The 18912-nt window shown below is 74.8% G+C and carries 18 protein-coding genes; 10 read left to right on the forward strand and 8 right to left on the reverse strand.

Translation table 11 applies throughout. The features are described from left to right. Positions 1 to 33 precede the first annotated feature (33 nt). The 3 genes from AB0O11_RS00685 to AB0O11_RS00695 all read left to right on the forward strand — a co-directional run bounded on the left by AB0O11_RS00685 (position 34) and on the right by AB0O11_RS00695 (position 2029). The gene (locus tag AB0O11_RS00685; RefSeq protein ID WP_363380215.1) at positions 34 to 900 is read left to right on the forward strand and encodes an NUDIX hydrolase; all 867 of its coding nucleotides are present in this window, start codon (positions 34 to 36) and stop codon (positions 898 to 900) included. Positions 901 to 1025: 125 nt separating this feature from the next. Continuing rightward, positions 1026 to 1199, forward strand: coding sequence for a hypothetical protein (locus AB0O11_RS00690; RefSeq protein ID WP_363380217.1), 174 nt, complete (start codon positions 1026 to 1028; stop codon positions 1197 to 1199). Beyond that, complete coding sequence (locus tag AB0O11_RS00695) at positions 1196 to 2029, forward strand: MBL fold metallo-hydrolase (protein ID WP_363380220.1); 834 nt, start codon at positions 1196 to 1198, stop codon at positions 2027 to 2029. Before AB0O11_RS00690 ends, AB0O11_RS00695 begins: the two co-directional genes overlap by 4 nt. Before the next feature lie 57 nt (positions 2030 to 2086). Here the strand turns inward: AB0O11_RS00695 and AB0O11_RS00700 are convergent, their stop codons facing one another. Continuing rightward, positions 2087 to 2761: a Crp/Fnr family transcriptional regulator gene (locus tag AB0O11_RS00700; protein WP_030288117.1), complete on the reverse strand. Its 675-nt coding sequence runs from the start codon at positions 2759 to 2761 to the stop codon at positions 2087 to 2089. Between the two features lie 281 nt (positions 2762 to 3042). Beyond that, positions 3043 to 3831, reverse strand: a complete 789-nt coding sequence (locus AB0O11_RS00705; protein WP_363380222.1) for an alpha/beta hydrolase — start codon at positions 3829 to 3831, stop codon at positions 3043 to 3045. Between the two features lie 154 nt (positions 3832 to 3985). Between AB0O11_RS00705 and AB0O11_RS00710 the strand changes: the two genes are divergently transcribed. From AB0O11_RS00710 to AB0O11_RS00720, 3 genes are all read left to right on the forward strand, one after another. After that, on the forward strand, positions 3986 to 5614 hold the full coding sequence (locus AB0O11_RS00710; RefSeq protein WP_363380224.1) for an FUSC family protein: 1629 nt from the start codon (positions 3986 to 3988) through the stop codon (positions 5612 to 5614). Between the two features lie 42 nt (positions 5615 to 5656). Further along, positions 5657 to 6157, forward strand: a complete 501-nt coding sequence (locus AB0O11_RS00715) for a MarR family transcriptional regulator (RefSeq protein WP_363380226.1) — start codon at positions 5657 to 5659, stop codon at positions 6155 to 6157. Between the two features lie 144 nt (positions 6158 to 6301). Next, complete coding sequence (locus tag AB0O11_RS00720; RefSeq protein ID WP_363380228.1) at positions 6302 to 7537, forward strand: histidine kinase; 1236 nt, start codon at positions 6302 to 6304, stop codon at positions 7535 to 7537. Between the two features lie 18 nt (positions 7538 to 7555). On the opposite strand, the gene AB0O11_RS00725 is transcribed toward AB0O11_RS00720, so the two are convergent. Both AB0O11_RS00725 and AB0O11_RS00730 read right to left on the reverse strand, forming a co-directional pair. Continuing rightward, positions 7556 to 10084 carry an FtsX-like permease family protein gene (locus tag AB0O11_RS00725; RefSeq protein WP_363380230.1) on the reverse strand — a complete coding sequence of 843 codons (2529 nt, stop codon included), beginning with the start codon at positions 10082 to 10084 and terminating at the stop codon, positions 7556 to 7558. Between the two features lie 226 nt (positions 10085 to 10310). Continuing rightward, entirely contained in the window at positions 10311 to 10925 is a 615-nt protein-coding gene (locus AB0O11_RS00730; protein WP_363380233.1) for a response regulator transcription factor, read from the reverse strand. 123 nt (positions 10926 to 11048) lie between these two features. Between AB0O11_RS00730 and nth the strand changes: the two genes are divergently transcribed. From nth to AB0O11_RS00750, 4 genes are all read left to right on the forward strand, one after another. Beyond that, the gene (gene nth, locus AB0O11_RS00735) at positions 11049 to 11927 is read left to right on the forward strand and encodes an endonuclease III (RefSeq protein ID WP_363380235.1); all 879 of its coding nucleotides are present in this window, start codon (positions 11049 to 11051) and stop codon (positions 11925 to 11927) included. Next, on the forward strand, positions 11924 to 12697 hold the full coding sequence (locus tag AB0O11_RS00740) for a CoA pyrophosphatase (RefSeq protein ID WP_363380237.1): 774 nt from the start codon (positions 11924 to 11926) through the stop codon (positions 12695 to 12697). The genes nth and AB0O11_RS00740 overlap by 4 nt, the downstream gene beginning before the upstream one ends. Before the next feature lie 46 nt (positions 12698 to 12743). Next, positions 12744 to 13928: a MarP family serine protease gene (locus tag AB0O11_RS00745; RefSeq protein ID WP_363380238.1), complete on the forward strand. Its 1185-nt coding sequence runs from the start codon at positions 12744 to 12746 to the stop codon at positions 13926 to 13928. Positions 13929 to 14129: 201 nt separating this feature from the next. After that, entirely contained in the window at positions 14130 to 14831 is a 702-nt protein-coding gene (locus AB0O11_RS00750; protein ID WP_363380240.1) for a metal-dependent hydrolase, read from the forward strand. Positions 14832 to 14882: 51 nt separating this feature from the next. Here AB0O11_RS00750 and AB0O11_RS00755 read toward each other — a convergent pair whose 3' ends face one another. From AB0O11_RS00755 to nhaA, 4 genes are all read right to left on the reverse strand, one after another. Beyond that, positions 14883 to 15092, reverse strand: coding sequence for a hypothetical protein (locus AB0O11_RS00755; RefSeq protein ID WP_363380243.1), 210 nt, complete (start codon positions 15090 to 15092; stop codon positions 14883 to 14885). Positions 15093 to 15247: 155 nt separating this feature from the next. After that, a complete protein-coding gene (locus AB0O11_RS00760; protein ID WP_363380245.1) occupies positions 15248 to 16339 on the reverse strand; it encodes an alpha/beta hydrolase in 1092 nt (363 codons plus the stop codon). A gap of 130 nt (positions 16340 to 16469) precedes the next feature. Then, positions 16470 to 16946, reverse strand: a complete 477-nt coding sequence (locus AB0O11_RS00765; protein WP_363380246.1) for a phage holin family protein — start codon at positions 16944 to 16946, stop codon at positions 16470 to 16472. Positions 16947 to 17205: 259 nt separating this feature from the next. Next, the gene (gene nhaA, locus AB0O11_RS00770) at positions 17206 to 18624 is read right to left on the reverse strand and encodes a Na+/H+ antiporter NhaA (RefSeq protein WP_363380249.1); all 1419 of its coding nucleotides are present in this window, start codon (positions 18622 to 18624) and stop codon (positions 17206 to 17208) included. Positions 18625 to 18912: the final 288 nt, after the last annotated feature.

Genomic DNA, 18912 nt, shown 5'->3' on the forward strand with positions numbered 1-18912 from the left:
CGGGAATTGTCGGACACGCCCTAGCATCCGGGCATGGACCATCGAGCGACGACGCTCCCGATGCCGCCCGGCTGGCCTGCCCGGATCCGGGCGGTCGAATCCGGAGCGGTGACCCCGCCGGTGCCCCGGCCCGCCGCGACCGTCGTGCTGCTGCGCGACGCCGCCGAGGGGCCGGAGGCGTACCTGCTGCGCAGGCGTGCCTCGATGGCCTTCGCGGCCGGGATGTACGCCTACCCGGGCGGCGGGGTGGACCCGCGGGACGCCGAGGTCGAGCCGGGCTGGGCCGGTCCGGCGCCCGAGGAGTGGGCGCGGCGGCTCGGGGTGGACGCCCGGACGGCGCGGGCGGTGGTCTGCGCGGCCGTCCGCGAGACCTTCGAGGAGGCCGGCGTGCTGCTGGCCGGCCCGGACGCCGACAGCGTCGCCGCCCCGCGCGACTGGTCCGCCGAGCGGGCCGCGCTGGAGGCGCACGAGCTGTCCCTCGCCGAGTTCCTCCGGGACCACGGCCTGGTGCTGCGCAGCGACCTGCTGGGCGGCTGGGCCCGCTGGATCACCCCGGAGTTCGAGGACCGGCGCTACGACACCTGGTTCTTCGTCGCCGCGCTGCCGGCCGGCCAGCGCGCGGCCGTGGAGGTCGGCGAGGCCGACCGGGTCGCCTGGCTGACCCCCGCCGAGGCGGTGCGGGGCCACCGGGAGGGCCGGTTCGGCATGCTGCCGCCGACCGTGACGGTGCTGCGCGAGCTGTCGGGGGTGCGGACCGTCGCCGAGGCCCTGGCCGCGGCGGTCGACCGTCCGCTGGCGCCGGTCCTGGGCCGGGCCGAGGTCCGCGGCGACCGCCTGACGGTCCGCTGGCCCGGTTACGAGGAGCTGACCATCGACGGGGAGTTCCCCGAGGGCTCCTGACCGTTCCACCGACCGGGACCACCCGTACGGCCCGCAAGACCTGTACGACCCGCACGACGCGGCCTCCCCGTACCGACGCAGAGAACCGACGCAGAGAACCGACGCAGAGAGAGGACCGACGCCCGATGACCCACAACGACGTGGCTCGCCGGACGGCGCCCGAGATGCCCGCCCGCCGCCTGACTCCCCGTGACCCCGCCTGCGACAGCCAGGTCCCGTTCGCCGAGGTGGCGCAGCGCGCCCTCGTCCGGGTGCTGCCGCTGAGGGCCCTGCATCGAGACGGCGGAGGTGGCCGGTGAGCGGACTCCTGCCGGGTGACCCCGCCGCCGTCGTCGGCGGCGAGGCCACCCCTCGGGCGCTGTGCGTGCTGGCGCCGAACCCGTCGCCGATGACGCTGGACGGCACCAACACGTGGCTGCTCTCCGAGCCCGGCTCCGACCTCGCGGTGGTGATCGACCCGGGCCCGTTGCACGAGGGCCATCTGCGCCGGGTGATCGACTTCGCGGAGGAGCGGGGCAAGCGGATCGCGCTGACCCTCCTCACCCACGGCCACGCCGACCACTCCGAGGGCGCGGCCCGCTTCGCCGAGCTGACCGGCACCGAGGTGCGGGCCCTGGACCCGGCGCACCGGCTGGGCTCGGAGGGCCTGGTGGGCGGCCAGCGCCTGGACGTCGGCGGCCTGGACCTGCGGGTGGTGGCCACCCCGGGGCACACCTCCGACTCGCTGACCTTCCACCTGCCGGACGACGGCGCGGTGCTCACCGGCGACACCGTGCTCGGCCGCGGCACGACGATGGTCGCGCACCCCGACGGCCGGCTCGGCGATTACCTGGACTCGCTGCGCCGGCTGCACACCATGGCCTCCCAGCACGGCGTGCGGACCGTGCTGCCGGGCCACGGCCCGGTGCTCGCGGATGCCCTCGGCGCCGTCGACTTCTACCTGGCCCACCGGGCCGCCCGGCTCGCCCAGGTGGAGACCGCGGTCGAGGCGGGCTGCCGGACCGCGCCGGAGGTGGTGGCCCGGGTCTACGCCGACGTGGACCGGGCGCTCTGGCCGGCGGCCGAGCTGTCGGTGCGGGCCCAGCTGGACTACCTGGAGGAGCACGGGCTGATTCCGGGCGCCGACTGAGCCGGTGAACGCGGAAGGGCCCGTCCGATCGGACGGGCCCTTCCGCGTCGGTGGGCGTCAGCGCGAGCGGCGCGACAGCCGCTCGACGTCCAGCAGGACCACCGCGCGGGCCTCCAGCTTCAGCCAGCCGCGGCCGGCGAAGTCGGCGAGCGCCTTGTTGACCGTCTCGCGGGAGGCGCCGACCAGCTGGGCCAGCTCCTCCTGGGTGAGGTCGTGGGCGACGTGGATGCCCTCCTCGGACTGCACGCCGAACCGGCGGGAGAGGTCCAGCAGGGCCTTGGCGACGCGGCCGGGCACGTCGGAGAAGACCAGGTCGGACATCACGTCGTTGGTGCGGCGCAGGCGGCGGGCGATGGCCCGCAGCAGCGCGATGGAGACCTCGGGGCGGGCGTGCAGCCAGGGCTGGAGGTCGCCGTGGCCGAGGCCCAGCAGCTTGACCTCGGTCAGCGCGCTGGCGGTCGCGGTGCGCGGGCCCGGGTCGAACAGCGACAGCTCGCCGATCATCTCGCTGGGGCCGAGCACGGCCAGCATGTTCTCGCGGCCGTCCGGCGATGCGCGGTGCAGCTTGACCTTGCCCTCCGCCACGACGTACAGCCGGTCGCCCGGGTCGCCCTCGTGGAACAGCGACTCCCCACGGGCGAGGGTGACCTCGGTCATGGAAGCGCGCAGCTCGCCGGCCTGTTCGTCGTCGAGTGCCGCGAAGAGTGCGGCGCGCCGCAGAACGTCGTCCACGTGCTTCCTCCTTCTCGGCCGTACGGCGGGTGGGCCGTCCGGCGCAAGTTCCGTTCAGTGTTCTGCATCACCAAGCATGGCGCATGTCGCTCCGATCATATGAGGAGGGGGTGTGCCGAGGTGTGCCGTGCGGGGCCATTCGTACCGGCGGATGAGCGGGCCGGCCCGGTGACGGGAGCCCGCAGGCAGCCGTCGGTCGAACCCTTGTCCGTTCTGCCCGAACAGGGAATCGACCGTCGCCGGACGGGCGTGTCCCGCCCGGGCGGTGCCCCGGACGCGCGTCAGGCGAAGAACGTCAGCAGCTCCGGCGCCAGCACCTCGGCCGCCACCTCGTGGGTCTGGCCGTCCAGCGTCCGGTACTCGGCGCCCGGCACGGCCGCCGCCACCGCGTGGGTCGGTGCCCGCAACGACTCCGGGCTGGCGCCGCCGTCCAGGGCCAGGGTCGGCACGGCGATCGTGGCCAACAGGTCCACCGGGACGGCCGCCCCGGTCCGGTCGCCGAGCGCCGCCGCGTCGTACGCCAGGGTCGGTGCGATCGCCTCGAACAGCGGCCACACCGGCGCGCCGCGCATCCCGTCCACCATCTCCGCCGGCGCCCCGGCGTAGACCATGAGGGCCGCGACGGCGTCCCCGCGGCGCTCCTCGGCGAGTGCCGCCGTCAGCTCGGCGACGTACTGGCGGAAGCGCTCGCTCTGCCCCTCCTCGGTGCTGAACGGCGGCTCGTAGACGGCGAGTCGGGCGATGCCGATGTCCGCGGCGGCGGCCCGCAGGGCGAGCGCGCCGCCGGAGGAGTGGGCGAAGACGGCGGCCGAGCCGCCCGCCGCCGCGATGACGGCGGCCAGGTCCTCGATTTCGCGCTCCACCGCGAAGGGCCCGGTGTCACCGCTGCCGCCGCGCCCGCGCCGGTCGTAGGTCCACACGGTGTGGTGCCCCGCCACCTGCTCGGCGATCGCGGCGCTCGGCCCCATGCCGCGGTGGCACAGTGCGCCGTCGACCAGGACGACCGCCGGGCCGGAGCCGGTGACGGAGCAGGCGAGGACGGTGCCGTCGGTGGAGACCAGGGTGTTCATGGGATGTTCCTTCTGTCGTGCGAGTCGGTCATGGGGGTGGACCGGGGTTCGCCGCAGAACTCATCGCTCCGGCCGCGACTTTTTTCAGGAAGCCCTGCACCGGGGTGCCCGAGAAGATATGTTTCACAGGTAAATTACCTGCTAATCTTTTTGTATGGTCACAACCGTCCAGTTCCGCCAGGCACTTCGGGTCGGACCGGCCGGGGACGGCTGGCACAAGCCCGCGCTCAGTGCCGTGGTCACCCTCGGCGCGCTCAACCTCACCCTGCTCGGCCTCGGCCGGCTCGACCTCGCCCTCTACACCTCGGCCGGCGGCCTGGGCGCGCTGTACGGCCACGGCCTGCCGTACCGGGCCCGGGCCCGGATGCTGGTCGGGGTGCTGCTCGGCACCGTGCTCAGCACCGGCGCCGCCCTGACCGCTGCCGCGCTGACCCGCGACGCTGCCGTCCTGGTCGCGGTGGCGGCGGTGCTCGCCGCGCTGCACAAGCTGCTCTGCGACGCCGCCCGGGTCGGCCCGCCCGGCAGCCTGATCATCACCTTCACCTCCGCCAGCTGCACCTTCGTCCCGCAGCGGCTCGCCGAGGTGCCGCCGCACCTGGCGCTCACCGCGCTCGGCGCCGCACTGGCCTGGCTGGTCTGCATGGCCCCCGCCCTGGTGCGCCCGTACGGGCCGGAGCGGATCGCCACCGCCCGCGCCCTGGAGGCCGCCGCCCGGCTACTGCGGATCGAGCCCGACGGGCCGGGCGCCGCAGCCTGCGCCGCCCGTACCGCCCTGGTCGGTGCGGTCGAGGCGGCCCGGCAGAGCCTCGCGCTCTCCACCCCGGCCCGGCGGCGCGCCCTCGGCGACGCACCCGAGCGGCTGCTGGTGCGCGCGGAGGCCGCGCTGGCCGGACCGGACCGGCCCGAGGACGCCGTGCGGTATCTCGGCTGGGCCCGCGACCTGCGGCGCGGCCGCCCGCTGCCGGCGCTCGACCTGACCGAGGCGGAGACGGAGGCGGCCGCCCGCCGTCCCGGTCCCCGGCCGCCGTTCCGGCGGGCGCTGCGGCCCGGCTCGGCGTTGCTGCCGATCGCGCTGCGGGTCGCGGTCGGCTGCGCCGCCGCCGGGTGGCTCTCGCTGGCGCTCGGCGTCGGCCGACCGTACTGGGCGGTGGTCACCGCGGCCTCGGTGTTCCAGGCCAACAGCACCCTGTCCTGGCAGCGCGCGCTGCAGCGGGTGCTGGGCAACCTGCTCGGCCTGCTGCTGTTCACCGCCGCGCTGCCGCTCGCGCACGCGGGCCCGGTGGCGCTGATCGGGCTCGGGCTGATCTGCCAGTTCGGTGCGGAGGCGACGATCGCCCGCAGCTACTGGCTGGCGACGGTCTTCGTCACCCCGATGGCGCTGCTGATGACGGAGTTCGCGGGCGCGCAGCCGGCCCGGGCGCTGGTCGCCGACCGCTGGCTGGACACCTGCGTCGGCGCGCTCACCGGACTCGCGGCCTGCCTGCTGGTCACCAACCGCCGCACCGCCACCCGGCTGGCCCGCGCCCTGGCCGGAGCCGAGGCCGCCGGCCACCGGGCGCTGGCCGCCGTCTCCGCCGCGAGCGCCCGGGAGGCCCACGCCGCCCGCACCGGCCTCGCCGCCGCCCTGCTGGAACTGCGCGAGGCCACCGACACCGCCGCCGGCGAGTGGCGCCGCCCCGTCCTCCCGCACCAACGCGCCACCGCCACCGAGCAGCAGGCCCATCACCTGCTGGCCGCCCTGCTGGAACGCCGTGGCCGCGGGGACCTGCCGGACACGGCCTAGGATCGAAGCCGATCGGCAGGCCGCAGAACGGGAGCAGCACACGTGGAGGACGTCGTCGCAGGTGTGCTGCGTCAGTGGGAGCGGGCCTACCCGGGGCTGGACACCGGTCCGATCGCCGTCCTCGGCCGGATCAACCGCTGCGCCGCACTGCTCCAGCAGACCCCCGACCCGCTCACCCGGGCCGGCCTCACCCGCGCCGAGTTCGACATCCTCGGTGCCCTGCGCCGCCTCGACCGTGAGCTGACCCCCACCCAGCTGGCCCGGGAGAGCTTCGCCTCCGGCGCCGCCGTCACCAAGCGTCTGCGGCTGCTGGAGGAGCGCGGCCTGGTCAACCGCCGCACCGACGACCGGGACCGCCGGGTCGCCCACCTCGCGCTCACCGAGGAGGGCCGGACGCTGGTGGACGGCCTGATCCAGGAGCTCGTCGCCTACGACCGCGCCCTGCTGGCCGGCCTCACCCCCGCCGAGCAGGACCGGCTCGCCGAGGCCCTCAGCGGCCTGCTCAACAGCCTTGAGGGGACGATCGGCCGCACCCTGGGCTGAGCCCGGCGAACCGTGATGGAGCATCAGTGGCGCTTCTCCGGCGGGAAACTATGCTCATGGTGCGGGCGTACGGGGGGCGTTTCGGGTGCGAAGCGGGCTCCCGCGCCGCGCGCGGCGTGTCGAGTCGTCTACCGGGAGCTCCCCTTGGGCCACAGCGCGGACCGAAGCCACGGCGATCGATCCCGGCCGAAGCGCTCGGAAGGCCCCGGCGACCCCCTCGCGCGGCTCACCCGGGGCATCGTCGTGATGGTCGCCGTCGGCTTCTGTGCCGCCTCGGTGGTCGCCACGGTCCGCAACCACGACGGCCTGTCCTACCAACTGCCCGCCGTCGCCCTGCTGTTGGTCCTGCTCGGTTTCCAGATCGGGCACGCCGGTCCGTGGCGCCCGGCGCGGCGCTGGTGGCCGTGGAGTCTGGTCGTCCACGGGGCGCTGACCTACCTGCCGTTCCTGCTCTTCGGCGGGGCGTGGGTCGGCATACCCGGGTCGTTCGCCGGATCGGTGCTGCTGACCGTCGCGCCACCGTGCTCCTGGGCGCTGTTCGTCGCGCTGGTGGCCGCCCAGTACCCGCTCTGCGCGGCGCTGGGCGACAACCTCGGCCAGTGCGTCAACGCGTCGGTGTCCACCGCCGTGGGCGGCATCGTGGTCTACGGGGTGGCCCGACTCGCGGATCTGGTCACCGAGCTGCGGGCGGCCCGGACCGAGCTGGCCGAACTCGCGGTGGACCGGGAGCGGCTCCGCTTCGCGCGCGACCTGCACGACCTGCTCGGCTCCAGCCTCTCGGTGGCGGCACTGAAGTGCCAGCTCGCCGAACGGCTGGCCGCGGAGGACCCGGAGCGCGCCCGCACGGAGATCGCCGAGGTGCTGGCACTGGTGCGGCAGACGATGGCGGACACCCGTCGGCTCTCCAGCGGCGACCTCCGGATGTCCCTGGCGCGGGAGGCACGTTCGGCGGTCTCGGCGCTGCGGGCGGCCGGGATCGAGGTCGAGGCCGACCTGGACTGCGAGGGGCTGACGCCCGAACTCGACGCGGTGCTGGCCACCGTGCTGCGCGAGGCGGTCACCAACCTGCTGCGGCACAGCGCGGCCCGGCGCTGCGAGATCCGGGCCGGTGGGGCGGGCCTCGGTGCGGTCCGGCTGCTGGTCTCCAACGACGGCGTACCGGGCGAACCGGGCGGCGCTGCACACGAAGCGGGCGGCGCTGCACACGAAGCGGGCGGCGCTGCACACGAACCGGGCGGCGGGCACGGCATCGAGAACCTCACCGAGCGGCTGCGGGCCGTCGGCGGCCGGCTGACCGCCCGGCGGGACGCGGCCGGCTGGTTCCACCTCGCCGCCGTCGTCGAGGCCGAGCCCGCCCGGGAAGCCGCCCGCGCCGCCTGACCGGTCCGCACGGCCCGGCTACTCGTGCACCCCCATCGCCTCGCCCGGCTTCCGCCGCAGCGCCAGCCGGGCGGTCAGCAGGACGGTGCCCACCCCCAGCAGCGCGGCCCCGCCCAGTACCGCGGCCACCTGACTCCCGGGCAGCGCGGGCCGGGCCGTACCGGTGAGCGCGAGGCAGACCGGGACCAGGACGGCGGCGGTGACCGCCGCGCCGAGGGCGAGCGCCACGACGACCGTGATCCCGCCCTCCCAGGCCATCATCCGCAGTATCTGTGGGCGCGTGGTGCCCGCCAGTCGCAGCAGCGCGAACTCGCGCACCCGCTCGCCGGTGGCCATCATCAGGGTGTTGACCACGGCGATCGCGGTGAACAGGCTGATCATGCCGAGCAGTAGCCGCCCGACCGCGGTGGCCCGCTCCTGCTGGTGCCGGCGCGCCGCGTCGTAGTCGGCCCGGTCGCTGATCCGGGCCATCGGGTAGGCCGGGACGAGGCCCCGGAGCTCCCGGCCCACCTGCTGGAGGTCGGCGCCGCGGGCGGAGCGGACCAGCACGGTCGGTGCGAGCCGGTCCCGTGTGTGGGCGGCGGCGAAGGAGGCGGGCAGCAGCGCGTCCGCGAACCGTGCGTCACGGTCGTACACGGCGGCCACCGTCGCGGTGCTGTCGGTGCCGTCCGGCCACTCGATCCGGACGGTGGCGCCGACGCCGGCCTTGAGCGCGGTGGCCGACCGCTGCCCCAGTGCGATGCTCGCGCCGCGCAGCCCGTCCAGCGAACCGGCCGTCACCCCGGGGTCGACCAGCTCCGCCAGCCCCTGCGGGTCGACGATCCGGGCGTCCAGGCCCTGCCGGCCGGAGTCGTCGGCGGACGCCAGGAGGGTCGTGGACACCAGGCCGTCGGCCGCCGCGACGCCGGGCAACTGCCGTACCGCGGCGGCGAATTCCGGCGGAAGGCCGATCCCGTCGGCCTGGACCACGTGGTCGGCCAGCAGCCGTCGGCCGTCCTCGGCCAGGTTGGCCTGCGCCTTGACGACCGGGACGAACAGCACCGTGCCGGTGAAGGCCACCGCGAGCACCAGCGGGGTGACGGCGGCGGCGAAGCGGCGCGGCTGCGCCCGCAGCGCGGCGGAGGCGAGGAACCCGGCGACCGGGAAGAGCCGGCCCACCGGCCCGGCGATCGCCACACTGGCGACCCGGCCGATCAGCGGTCCGAGCAGGGCCACCCCGAGCAGCAGCACCAGCACCATGCTCTCGGCCGTCCCCGCTCCGCGGCGGCTGTCCGTCGAACCGGCCAGCACCGCGCCGCACACGGCGAGCGTCACGAGCCCGAGCCCGGTCCGGATCCGGCCGACGCCGGGCTGCGGTGTCGAGGAGTCGCGCAGCGCCCGGGTCGGCTCGACCCGGGAGGCCCGGCGCGCGGCGGCCCAGACGGCCAGCTGCGCGGTGACGACGACGCCGCCGAGGACGGTCAGCGGGGCGGTCGGCCCGATGTGCAGCGGCACGTCCGAGCCGACCACCCCGCGGTCGACCAGTTCGCCCCGCAGCAGCGCGGCGAGGCCGATCCCGGCCGGGAGGCCGACGACGGCGGCCGCGACGGTCAGCACCAGCGTCTCCAGGGCGATCATCCGCCGCACCTGCCCGGTGGTGGCGCCGACCGCCCGCAGCAGGGCCATCTCGCGCAGCCGCTGCTGCACGGAGAGCGCGAGCGCCCCCGCCACCACGAAGACCGCGACGAACAGCGACAGCACGCCCGTCGTCCCGGCCAGCGAGGAGAGGCCGTCCCCGGGCCCGGGAGCGCCGGAGAACTCCAGCTCGCCCCGCTCGTCGCCGGTGTGCACCCCGGGCCCGGACCAGGACGCCTCGCCGTCGTGCTCCCGTGCCGCGGCGAGCGCACGCCGGGCCTGCTCGGTCACAGCCCGCAGGTCGGCCCCGTCCCGTACGGTGAGCCCGATCGCGTCCGCGCCGGTCGTCGTCCCGGCGAGCCGGGCGGCCTGACCGGGGCTGAAGAAGAGCGCGCTCTGTCGGGACAACTCCCGTGGCGGCGCGGCCAGCCCGGACACGGTGTAGCCGCGCGGCGCCTCAACGGTGGCCAGCCGGACGGTGCCGCCGGGCGCGACCCCGGCGCGGGCGGCCGTCGCGGCGTCGAGGAGCACCTCGTCCGGTCCGGCCGGGGCTCGGCCGGAGGTCAGCCGGAACGGGGCGAGGGCGGCGCTCGTCCAGGCATGCCCGAGCGAGGGGCCGCCCTGCGGCCCGGACAGGACCTTCCCGGAGGCGGTGACGACGGCCGCCGGGAAGGAGAGCTCCGGGACGGCGGCCGCGACGCCGGGCAGCCCGGCGAGTTCGGCGGTCAGCGGCCCGGCGTCCGGGATGCGGGTGCTGTCGCCGATCACCAGAGGGGCCGCGGCGTAGCGCTCGGTGGGGGTGCCCGTGCGCACGGCGGACTCCAGCAGGACCCCGCAGGCGACGGTCAGGACCAGGGCGCAGACGAGCGCGGTGAACGCGCCGGCGAAGCCCGCCTTCCGGGCCCGTACCGTTCGCCAGGCCAGCTTCAACACGCGCCTCAGCCCCCCGGCGGTACGCCCTCGATGACCTCGTGAGCCTAGCTCCGGGCGCTCCGACCGGCATTCCCTTCGTTGACGAAGGAAGGTCTCGGCAGGCCCCGTCGTGGGCCGTCCACGGCCGGATCCATGCGAAACGCACGGCCCGCCGACCCGGAAGCGCCGTGCGCCGAAGGTGCCGGGAACGCCGAAGGCGCCGCGAGCGCCGGGAGCCGCCGCAGGGCTACGTCGTCGGCAGCCAGCCCATCTCCTCGGCGATCCGGATCGCGTCGACCCGGCCACGCCCCCCGGTCTTGGCCACCGCGGCGGCCAGGTGGTTGCGCGCGGTGCCCGTCGAGATGAACAGCCGGGCGGCGATCTCGCTGACGGAGTCCCCCTCCGCCGCGAGCCGCAGGACCTCCGACTCCCGGGGCGTCAGCGGGTTCTCCCGGGTGTCCAGGGCGGCCAGCGCCAGCTCCGGGTCGACGACGCGCTCGCCGGCGGCCACCTTCCGGATCGCCGCGGCCAGCTCCTGCGCCGGGGCGTCCTTGCCGAGGAAACCGAGCGCACGGGCGGAGAACGCGGCGCGCAGGTACGCGGGTCGCACCAGTCCGGTGAGGATCAGCGTCCGGCACCCGGGGAGCTTCTCGTGCAGTTCGGCCGCCGCCCGCAGCCCGTCCAGTCCGGGCAGGTCGATGTCGAGCACCGCGACGTCCGGACGCACCTCCAGGGCGGTCGGCACCACCAGGTCCCCGCGCTCCACGTCCGCGACGACCTCCAGATCCTCGTCGTACGCGAGGAGGGCCATCAGCGCGCCGCGCACCATGCTCATGTCCTCTGCCAGCAGGACCCTGATCATCCGCACTCTCCCCCTGTCAGGTGACGGCCACGGGCGGGGTTCATTAGACAACAGGCCCTGCCGGGGCCGGTTTCCGTGCTTGATCGGCCCCGAGCGGTCCGCCGGTCGGCGTAGCCTTCGTGCATGGCAGAGAGCAAGGTCCGGAAGGCCGTGGCGAAGAAGCCGGTGGCGAAGAAGGCGGCGGTGAAGCCGAGGAAGCCGGAATCGCACCTGGCGATGGTGCGACGGGCCCGGAGGATCAACCGCGAGCTGGCGGCGCTGTACCCGTACGCGCATCCGGAGCTGGACTTCGAGAACCCCTTCCAACTGCTGGTGGCCACCGTGCTGTCGGCGCAGACCACCGACCTGCGGGTGAACCAGACCACCCCGGCGCTGTTCGCGAAGTACCCGACACCGGAGGACATGGCGGCGGCGAACCCGGAGGAGCTGGAGGAGGTCATCCGCCCGACCGGATTCTTCCGGAACAAGGCGAAGTCGCTCATCGGCCTCTCGATAGCGCTGCGCGACGAGTTCGGCGGCGAGGTCCCCGGCCGGCTGGCCGACCTGGTGACCCTGCCCGGCGTCGGCCGCAAGACCGCCAACGTCGTCCTCGGCAACGCCTTCGGGGTCCCCGGCATCACCGTGGACACCCACTTCGGGCGGCTGGCCCGGCGGTTCGGCTGGACCACCGAGGAGGACCCGGTGAAGGTCGAGGCGGCGGTCGCCGAGATCTTCCCGAAGTCGGAGTGGACGATGCTCTCGCACCGGGTGGTCTTCCACGGCCGCCGGATCTGCCACTCCCAGAAGCCCGCCTGCGGCGCCTGCCCGATCGCGCCGCTCTGCCCCTCGTACGGTGAGGGGGAGACCGACCCGGAGAAGGCACGCAAACTGTTGAAGTACGAGATGGGCGGCCAGCCCGGGCAGCGGCTGCGGCCGCCGGCCGACTTCCCCGGCGAGGCGGCCGCCCGAGCGGACGCCGCCCTCCACCACGGGCGGGTCGCGGACCTGGCGGTGGACGCATGAGCGAGGGGTGGGGGCATCCCGGCCCTGACGCCGGGGGCGCCGCGCGGGGCATCGAGCTGGACGGGCTGCCGACCTGGCTGGAGCCGGTCCGCGAGGCGGCCGATCGGGTGTTGCCGGAACAGCTGAGCCGCTTCCTGCCACCGGCCGAGGGCGGCCGGCCGGCGGCCGTGCTGATGCTGTTCGGCGAGGGACCGGAGGGGCCGGACCTGCTGCTGATCGAGCGGGCCCGCTCGCTGCGCTCGCACGCCGGTCAGCCGTCCTTCCCGGGCGGTGCGCTGGACCCGGAGGACGGCGATCCGGACGGCGAGGGCCCGATCGCGGCGGCGCTGCGCGAGGCCTGGGAGGAGACCGGCCTGGACCCGGCAGGGGTGCAGGTGTTCGCGGAACTGCCCCGGCTGTACATCCCGGTGAGCCGCTTCGTGGTGACCCCGGTGCTCGGCTGGTGGCGTGAGGAATCGCCGGTGCGCCCGGTGGACGAGGCCGAGACCGGCGCGGTGTTCCGGGTCACCGTCGCGGAGCTGGCCGATCCGGCGAACCGGGTGCGGCTGCGCCACCCGTCCGGGCACATCGGGCCGGCCTTCGCGGTCGCCGGGCGGCTGGTCTGGGGCTTCACCGCCGGGGTGATCGACCGGGTGCTGCACCACAGCGGCCTGGAGCTGCCCTGGGACCCGTCCCGGATCGTCGACCTCTCGGACGACGCGCTGGCCCTGGTCCAGGGGGACCTCGAACACTCCCGGGTGCTGCCGGGCGGCGACGCCGACGCCTCGTGACCGACCGGCGGCGCGTCCGGCGCGCGGGCCGTGGGAGGGTGTCCGAGTGAACGTCCTGGATGTGCTGCTGATCGCCGCGGCCGTGGCATTCGCCGTGTCGGGCTACCGGCAGGGCTTCGTGGTCGGCGTGCTCTCACTGGTCGGGTTCCTCGGTGGCGGCCTGCTCGCCGTCGAGCTGCTGCCGCTGCTGCTCGACCACATCGGCCCCGGCACCACGGCCTCGGTGGTGGCCGTCGTGGTGGTGATCGTCCTCGCCGCGATCGGCCAGGCGATCACCGCGCACTTCGGCTGGAAGCTGCGCGGGCACATCGGGCGCCGCCCGGCCAGGGTGCTGGACGCGACCGGCGGTGCGGTGGTGAACGTCGTCTCGATGCTGCTGGTGGCCTGGCTGATCGGTTCGGCGCTGGCCGGGGCGTCGCTCCCGACGGTTTCCAAGCAGGTCCGCTCCTCGGCGGTCCTCGGCGAGGTGCAGAACGCGCTGCCCGGCGACGCGCCGAACTGGTTCTCGGACTTCTCCAAGGTGCTCGCCCGCAACGGCTTCCCGCAGGTCTTCAACCCCTTCGAGCACGAGCCGATCACCCAGGTCGACACCCCCGACCCCGCGCTGGCCGCCAGCCCGGCGGTGGCCCGGGCCCGGCAGAGCCTGGTCAAGGTGGTCGGCACGGCGACCTCCTGCGGCAAGACCCTGGAAGGCAGCGGTTTCGTCTTCGCCCCGCACCGGGTGATGACCAACGCCCACGTCGTCGGCGGGGTCAACGAGCCGACCGTGCAGATCGGCGGTGTCGGCCAGCTGTACGACGCGACGGTGGTCCGGTACGACTGGCAGCGCGACATCGCCGTCCTGGACGTGCCCAAGCTGAACGCGCCGGCGCTGTCCTTCGCGGGCGAGGCGAGGACCAACGACAGCGCGATCGTGGCCGGCTTCCCGGAGAACGGCGCCTTCAACGTCCAGCCGGCCCGCATCCGCGGCCGGATCCAGGCCAACGGGCCGGACATCTACCACCGCGGCCAGGTGGTCCGCGACGTCTACTCGGTGCGCTCGGTGGTCCGGCAGGGCAACAGCGGCGGCCCGTTGCTCACCCCGGACGGTGAGGTGTACGGCGTGGTCTTCGCCAAGTCCCTGGACAGCGGGGACACCGGCTACGTGCTGACCGCGGCCGAGGTGCACGAGGACGTCGTGCAGGGCGGCGCCGCGACTGCCCGGGTGGACACCCAGGGCTGCGCGCTCTGACCGGGCCCGGCCGGAAGCCGCTCCAAGGCGTTCCGGGGACGCCCGGGACCGCCGGGCGGCGGTGGGCCCGGGCGCGCCGGGCCGGACCGTCCGATATCCGTCGCCCCGTCAGGTGGCACTGGTAGCCTCGGCCGCGCTCACCCGTTCGGCTCAACCGGGCGCCGTCCCGGAGTGGGCCCGACGGGAGGTCGTGGCAGTCCGATGATGGGTCACTCGCACGCGGTGAGCGGGGCGATGCTGTACGCGGCCTCGGCTCCGTTCCTGCCCCCGCTGCTGCTGCACACCACTCTGCAGCCGGCGGACATACTGATGGGCACGGTGCTGTGCGCGGGCGCGGCCCTGCTGCCGGACCTCGACCACCACGACGGCTCGATCGCCAACTTCCTCGGCCCGGTCTCCAAGGTGCTCTGCCGCTTCGTGGCCTGGGTCTCCGGCGGTCACCGGCACGCCACCCACTCGCTGCTGTTCGTCGCGCTGATCGGCGGTGGCACCTGGGCCGGGGTCACCTTCCTCGGGCGCAACTTCACCCTGGGGCTGACCTTCTTCCTGCTGGCGCTCGCGATCCGGGCCCTGCGGCTCTGCCCGCCGGGCGACGGCCCGGAGGCGTGGATCACCGTCATCGGCCTGGCCGCGCTCGGCACCTTCGGGATGAACACCTGGATGCCCAACTCGCCCGGCTGGCTGCCGTACGCGGTGGCGCTGGGCACGCTGGCGCACCTGCTCGGCGACTGCCTGACCAAGAAGGGCGCGCCGCTGCTCTGGCCGCACAAGGAGCGCTACGAGGTCGTGCTGATCAAGCGCAGCGGCAACAACGTCGAGACCAAGGTGCTGGTGCCGATCATGTCGGTGGCGACCTTCGTCCTGCTCTGGTTCACCGCGCTGTCGCCGACGATCGTGAACTGAGCGGGGTGCGGGGTGCCCGGCACCCCGGCCGGGCTGGCGCGGCGCGAGGCCTCAGGTCTCGCGCCGCAGTCGTGCGCCCACCCAGCGGGCGCGCCGGCCGAGGATGCGTGGGATGCCGAGCTGCCGCCGCTCCCTGCGCTGACGGCCGTCGGGGCCGTCGAAGCCGAGGTCGTCCGCCCGGTCGGGCCGGTGGGCGGAGCGCTGGGGGCTGTTGTGACGTCGGCCGCGCGGGGCGGCGCCGCTTTCGGGCATCCAACTCATACCGGAAGGGATGCCCCTGGGCCGGTGGAGGTAACCGCCCCGGCTTCGCCGAAATTGGCCTATGCGGTTGTCATATGAACGCAAGGGCACGGCAGTTGGGCCCGACGGCCCTTCCGGCCGACCGCACGTACGGCCGCGTCCGGTTCCGTGCGACGTCACTCCTTGTGGCGGCCGACCCAGTCCAGCAGCTCGGCGGTGAACTCCTCCGGCGCCTCCTCGTGCGGGAAGTGCCCGACGCCCGGCAGCAGCCGCCAGCGGTACGGCGCCGCCACGTACTCGCCGCCGCCGAGCGCGGTGTGCGGCAGCAGCACCGGGTCCGCCGCGCCCTGGACGTGCAGGGTCGGCGCGGTGATCGGCTTCTTCATCCGCCGGGCGAACTGGATGCCGTCCGGCCGGGCCATCGAGCGCAGCAGCCAGCGGTACGGCTCGATCGAGCAGTGCGCCGTGCTGGGGATCTGGATCGCCTGCCGGTACGCGTGCACGGCGGCCTCGTCCAGGCCGTTCGGGCCGGTCCAGGAGGCCAGGTAGCGGCCGACCAGCTCGGCGTCGTCGGCCACCAGGCGTCGTTCCGGTATCCACGGCCGCTGGAAGCCCAGCACGTGCTCGAAGGCGGCGAACTGCCGCCGGTCGGTCAGCAGTGCCCGGCGCAGGTCCCTCGGGTGCGCGGCGGAGACCACGGTCAGGCTCTGGATGACGGACGGTCGCATCACCGCGGCCACCCAGGCCAGGGTGCCGCCGGAGGCGTGCCCGACCAGGTGCGCCCGGCGCTCGCCGAGCGAGCGGATCACCCCGGTGATGTCCAGGGCGAGGTTGCCGGGGTCGTACCCGCGCGGGGTGCGGTCGCTGCCGCCGATGCCGCGCAGGTCGAGCGCCACCGCCCGGTAGCCGGCCTTGGCGAGCGCGGTCAGCTGGTGGCGCCAGGCCCACCAGTACTCGGGCCAGCCGTGCACCAGCAGCACCAGCGGGCCGGAGCCGAGCTCGGCGATGTGGAACCGGGCACCGTTGGCCGCCAGGTCGCGGTGCGTCCACGGGCCGGCCTGCCGGACGCTCCAGGCCTCGCCGCCCGTCGCCGGGGCTCCGGTGGAGGCCGCTTCGACGGGTTCCCCTTCGGGTTCCCGCGCGGGCGCCAGGCCGGTGCCCTCGGGGGCGGTGCCGGGTCCTCCGGGACCGGCGGGGCCTTCGGGGGCGAGTCCGGTGCCGGAGTCGGCGGGCGGCTGCGCGGGCACGGGCTTCTGGTCAAGCGGCATACCGAGAGCGTGTCACATCCGCGCGCCGGACACGTGCCCGGCACTCGTTGTCGGCGGGTCCGTGCCCAGCGGCCGGGTCCGTCCCCGGCCGCCGTTCCTCGCCGCCGGCGCTCCGCCGACGCCGGGCCGGTTACGGGATGCGGCCGAAGGCCCGGTCGATCTCCTCCTGGGTGGCCGGGCGCGGCCGGGCGTTCTTCAGCACGTCGGCGGTCCTCTGGGCGCCCTCGATGGTGCGGACCGGCTTCTCGATCTTCTTGAACGAGCGCCAGGCCAGCATCCCGAGCAGCACCGCGAGCAGCAGGTAGGCGCCCGCCACGACCAGGAAGGACCAGCCCAGCGACAGGCCCAGCGCGTGGATGCCGAAGGCCGCCGCGGCGCTCAGCATCGGGATGGAGAACAGCGCCACCACGCCGGCGACGATCAGCGAGACACCGCCGGAGACGCCGCGCTTGACGTCCGCCCGGATCTCGGCCTTGGCGAGCGCGATCTCGTCGTGGACCAGCGCGGACAGATCGGCGGTGGCCGCCGAGAACAGCTGGCCCACCGAACGCTCGCCCTCGTAGGGCACCCGGCCGTTGCTGGACGGGTCTGCGGCTCCTGCGGGCATCAGCGGTTCTCCTCTGCGGCTGTGCGGCGTGACGCCGCCGCGGGTGTGCGGTTCCGGGGCCGTGGTGGTTCCGGAGGCGTCTGTGGGTTGTCGACAGCTCAGAATCATGCCCCTACCGGTCAGTCGGACACCACTCCGGGGCCCCGCCGGGGGGACGTGTCCCGGTGGCCGGAGCCCTCCGGGCGCCTCCGCCGGGGCCCGCGGGGCGTCAACTGCCGGGCCCTTCCGGGCGCCTCCCGGAGGGCCCTTCCGGGGCGCCTCAGCCGGGTTGTCCCGACCGGCCCTGGTGGCCGGAGCCGGGGTCGGGGGCGGGGTCGTGGTCCCCGCCGGTCGTCGGGCGGGCGGGCTCGCCGACCCGCGCCCGCCAGGCCGGGTCGTCCTCCTGGTAGACGTCCGGGATGCCGTCCCCGTCCACGTCCCGGTCCTCCTCCTCGCACAGCTCGCGGTAGTGCCGGTTGCGCAGCTTCAGCAGGATCGTGGCGACCGCCGCGGCGAGCACCGAGCCGACCAGTACGGCCGTCTTGGCCCGGGCGGCGAGCGCCGGGTCGTCCGGGAAGGCCAGTTCACCGATCAGCAGCGAGACGGTGAAACCTATGCCCGCGAGCACCGAGACCGCGACCATGTCGGCCCACTTGAGCCGCGGGTTCAGCTCGGCCCTGGTGAACCGGGCGGTCAGCCAGGCGCCGCCGAACACGCCCACCGACTTGCCGACCAGCAGGCCGATCACGATGCCGATCGGGACGGCCTGGGTGAACACCTCGCGCAGCTTCGGGCCGGAGATCGCCACCCCGGCCGAGAACAGCGCGAACAGCGGGACGGCCAGGCCGGCCGAGAACGGGCGGACCAGGTGCTCGATGTGCTCGCCGGGGGAGTGCTGCTCGTCGCCTTCCCGGTGGCAGCGCAGCATCAGGCCCATCGCGACGCCCGCCACCGTGGCGTGGATGCCGCTCTCGTGCATCAGCGCCCAGGTCACGACGGCCAGCGGGACGAAGAGGTACCAGCCGTGGACGCCGCGCCGGTGCAGGAACCAGAACAGCACCAGCCCGGCGAAGGCGAGGCCGAGCGCCCAGAACTTGATGCCGTGGCTGTAGAAGATCGCGATGATCAGGATCGCGATCAGGTCGTCGACCACCGCCAGGGTGAGCAGGAAGGCGCGCAGCGGGGACGGCAGGTGGCTGCCGACCACGGCCAGCACGCCGAGCGCGAAGGCGATGTCGGTGGCGGTCGGGATCGCCCAGCCACCGAGGTGCCCGCCGCTGCCCGAGTTCACCAGGGCGAAGAGGATCGCGGGCAGCGCCACCCCGCAGACGGCGGCGACCACGGGCAGCAGCGCGGCACTGGGCGTGCGCAGCTCACCCGCGACGAACTCGCGCTTGAGCTCGATCCCGGCGACGAAGAAGAAGACCGTCAGCAGGCCGTCCTTGGCCCAGGTGGCCAGGGAGAGGTCGAGGTGGAGCGGGGTGGAGGGGCCGATGGTGTAGTCGAGCACGCTCTGGTACGCGTGCGGCCAGACGTTGGCCCAGATCAGCGCGATGACGGCGGCGCCCAGCAGCAGCATGCCGCCGACCGTCTCGGTACGCAGGGCGTCGGTGATGAAGGTGCGCTCGGGCAGTGACAGCCGACCGAGGAATTGCCGGCGGCGGGTCGTCGGCTCGTGGACGGGCGGCTGATCGGTCACGTGGGACCTCCTGGGGCTGGGAGCGGCAACGGATGCACGGGTGGTGCAGTTGCCGACCAGACTTCCCGGCGCGCCCTGTGACGCCCACGATTCCCGTCAAGGGCCTTGATGCGTCCTTAACAGTCTAGCGGGACGTTCGGGTGACATCCGGATTGTCTTATCCAAGGACTTAAGCCCTGCAGGCTGGTTCTGCACTCCGGAGGAGCAGAGCCCGGCACCCGAGCGGCGGCCCGGCACCCGAATGGTGCTGACGAAACGGCTGTGCCCCGGGCGGTGGTCGCCGCCCGG

Source organism: Kitasatospora sp. NPDC093102 (assembly GCF_040683915.1).
Classification (GTDB): Bacteria; Actinomycetota; Actinomycetes; order Streptomycetales; family Streptomycetaceae; genus Kitasatospora.

Excerpts from the sequence above, each read along its gene's own strand:
- AB0O11_RS00685 (WP_363380215.1), top strand. The coding sequence starts at position 34 with ATGGACCATCGAGCGACGACGCTCCCGATGCCGCCCGGCTGGCCTGCC.
- AB0O11_RS00690 (WP_363380217.1), top strand. The coding sequence starts at position 1,026 with ATGACCCACAACGACGTGGCTCGCCGGACGGCGCCCGAGATGCCCGCC.
- AB0O11_RS00705 (WP_363380222.1), bottom strand. The coding sequence starts at position 3,831 with ATGAACACCCTGGTCTCCACCGACGGCACCGTCCTCGCCTGCTCCGTC.
- AB0O11_RS00710 (WP_363380224.1), top strand. The coding sequence starts at position 3,986 with ATGGTCACAACCGTCCAGTTCCGCCAGGCACTTCGGGTCGGACCGGCC.
- AB0O11_RS00730 (WP_363380233.1), bottom strand. The coding sequence starts at position 10,925 with ATGATCAGGGTCCTGCTGGCAGAGGACATGAGCATGGTGCGCGGCGCG.
- nth (WP_363380235.1), top strand. The coding sequence starts at position 11,049 with ATGGCAGAGAGCAAGGTCCGGAAGGCCGTGGCGAAGAAGCCGGTGGCG.
- AB0O11_RS00740 (WP_363380237.1), top strand. The coding sequence starts at position 11,924 with ATGAGCGAGGGGTGGGGGCATCCCGGCCCTGACGCCGGGGGCGCCGCG.
- AB0O11_RS00750 (WP_363380240.1), top strand. The coding sequence starts at position 14,130 with ATGATGGGTCACTCGCACGCGGTGAGCGGGGCGATGCTGTACGCGGCC.
- AB0O11_RS00755 (WP_363380243.1), bottom strand. The coding sequence starts at position 15,092 with ATGAGTTGGATGCCCGAAAGCGGCGCCGCCCCGCGCGGCCGACGTCAC.
- AB0O11_RS00760 (WP_363380245.1), bottom strand. The coding sequence starts at position 16,339 with ATGCCGCTTGACCAGAAGCCCGTGCCCGCGCAGCCGCCCGCCGACTCC.
- AB0O11_RS00765 (WP_363380246.1), bottom strand. The coding sequence starts at position 16,946 with ATGCCCGCAGGAGCCGCAGACCCGTCCAGCAACGGCCGGGTGCCCTAC.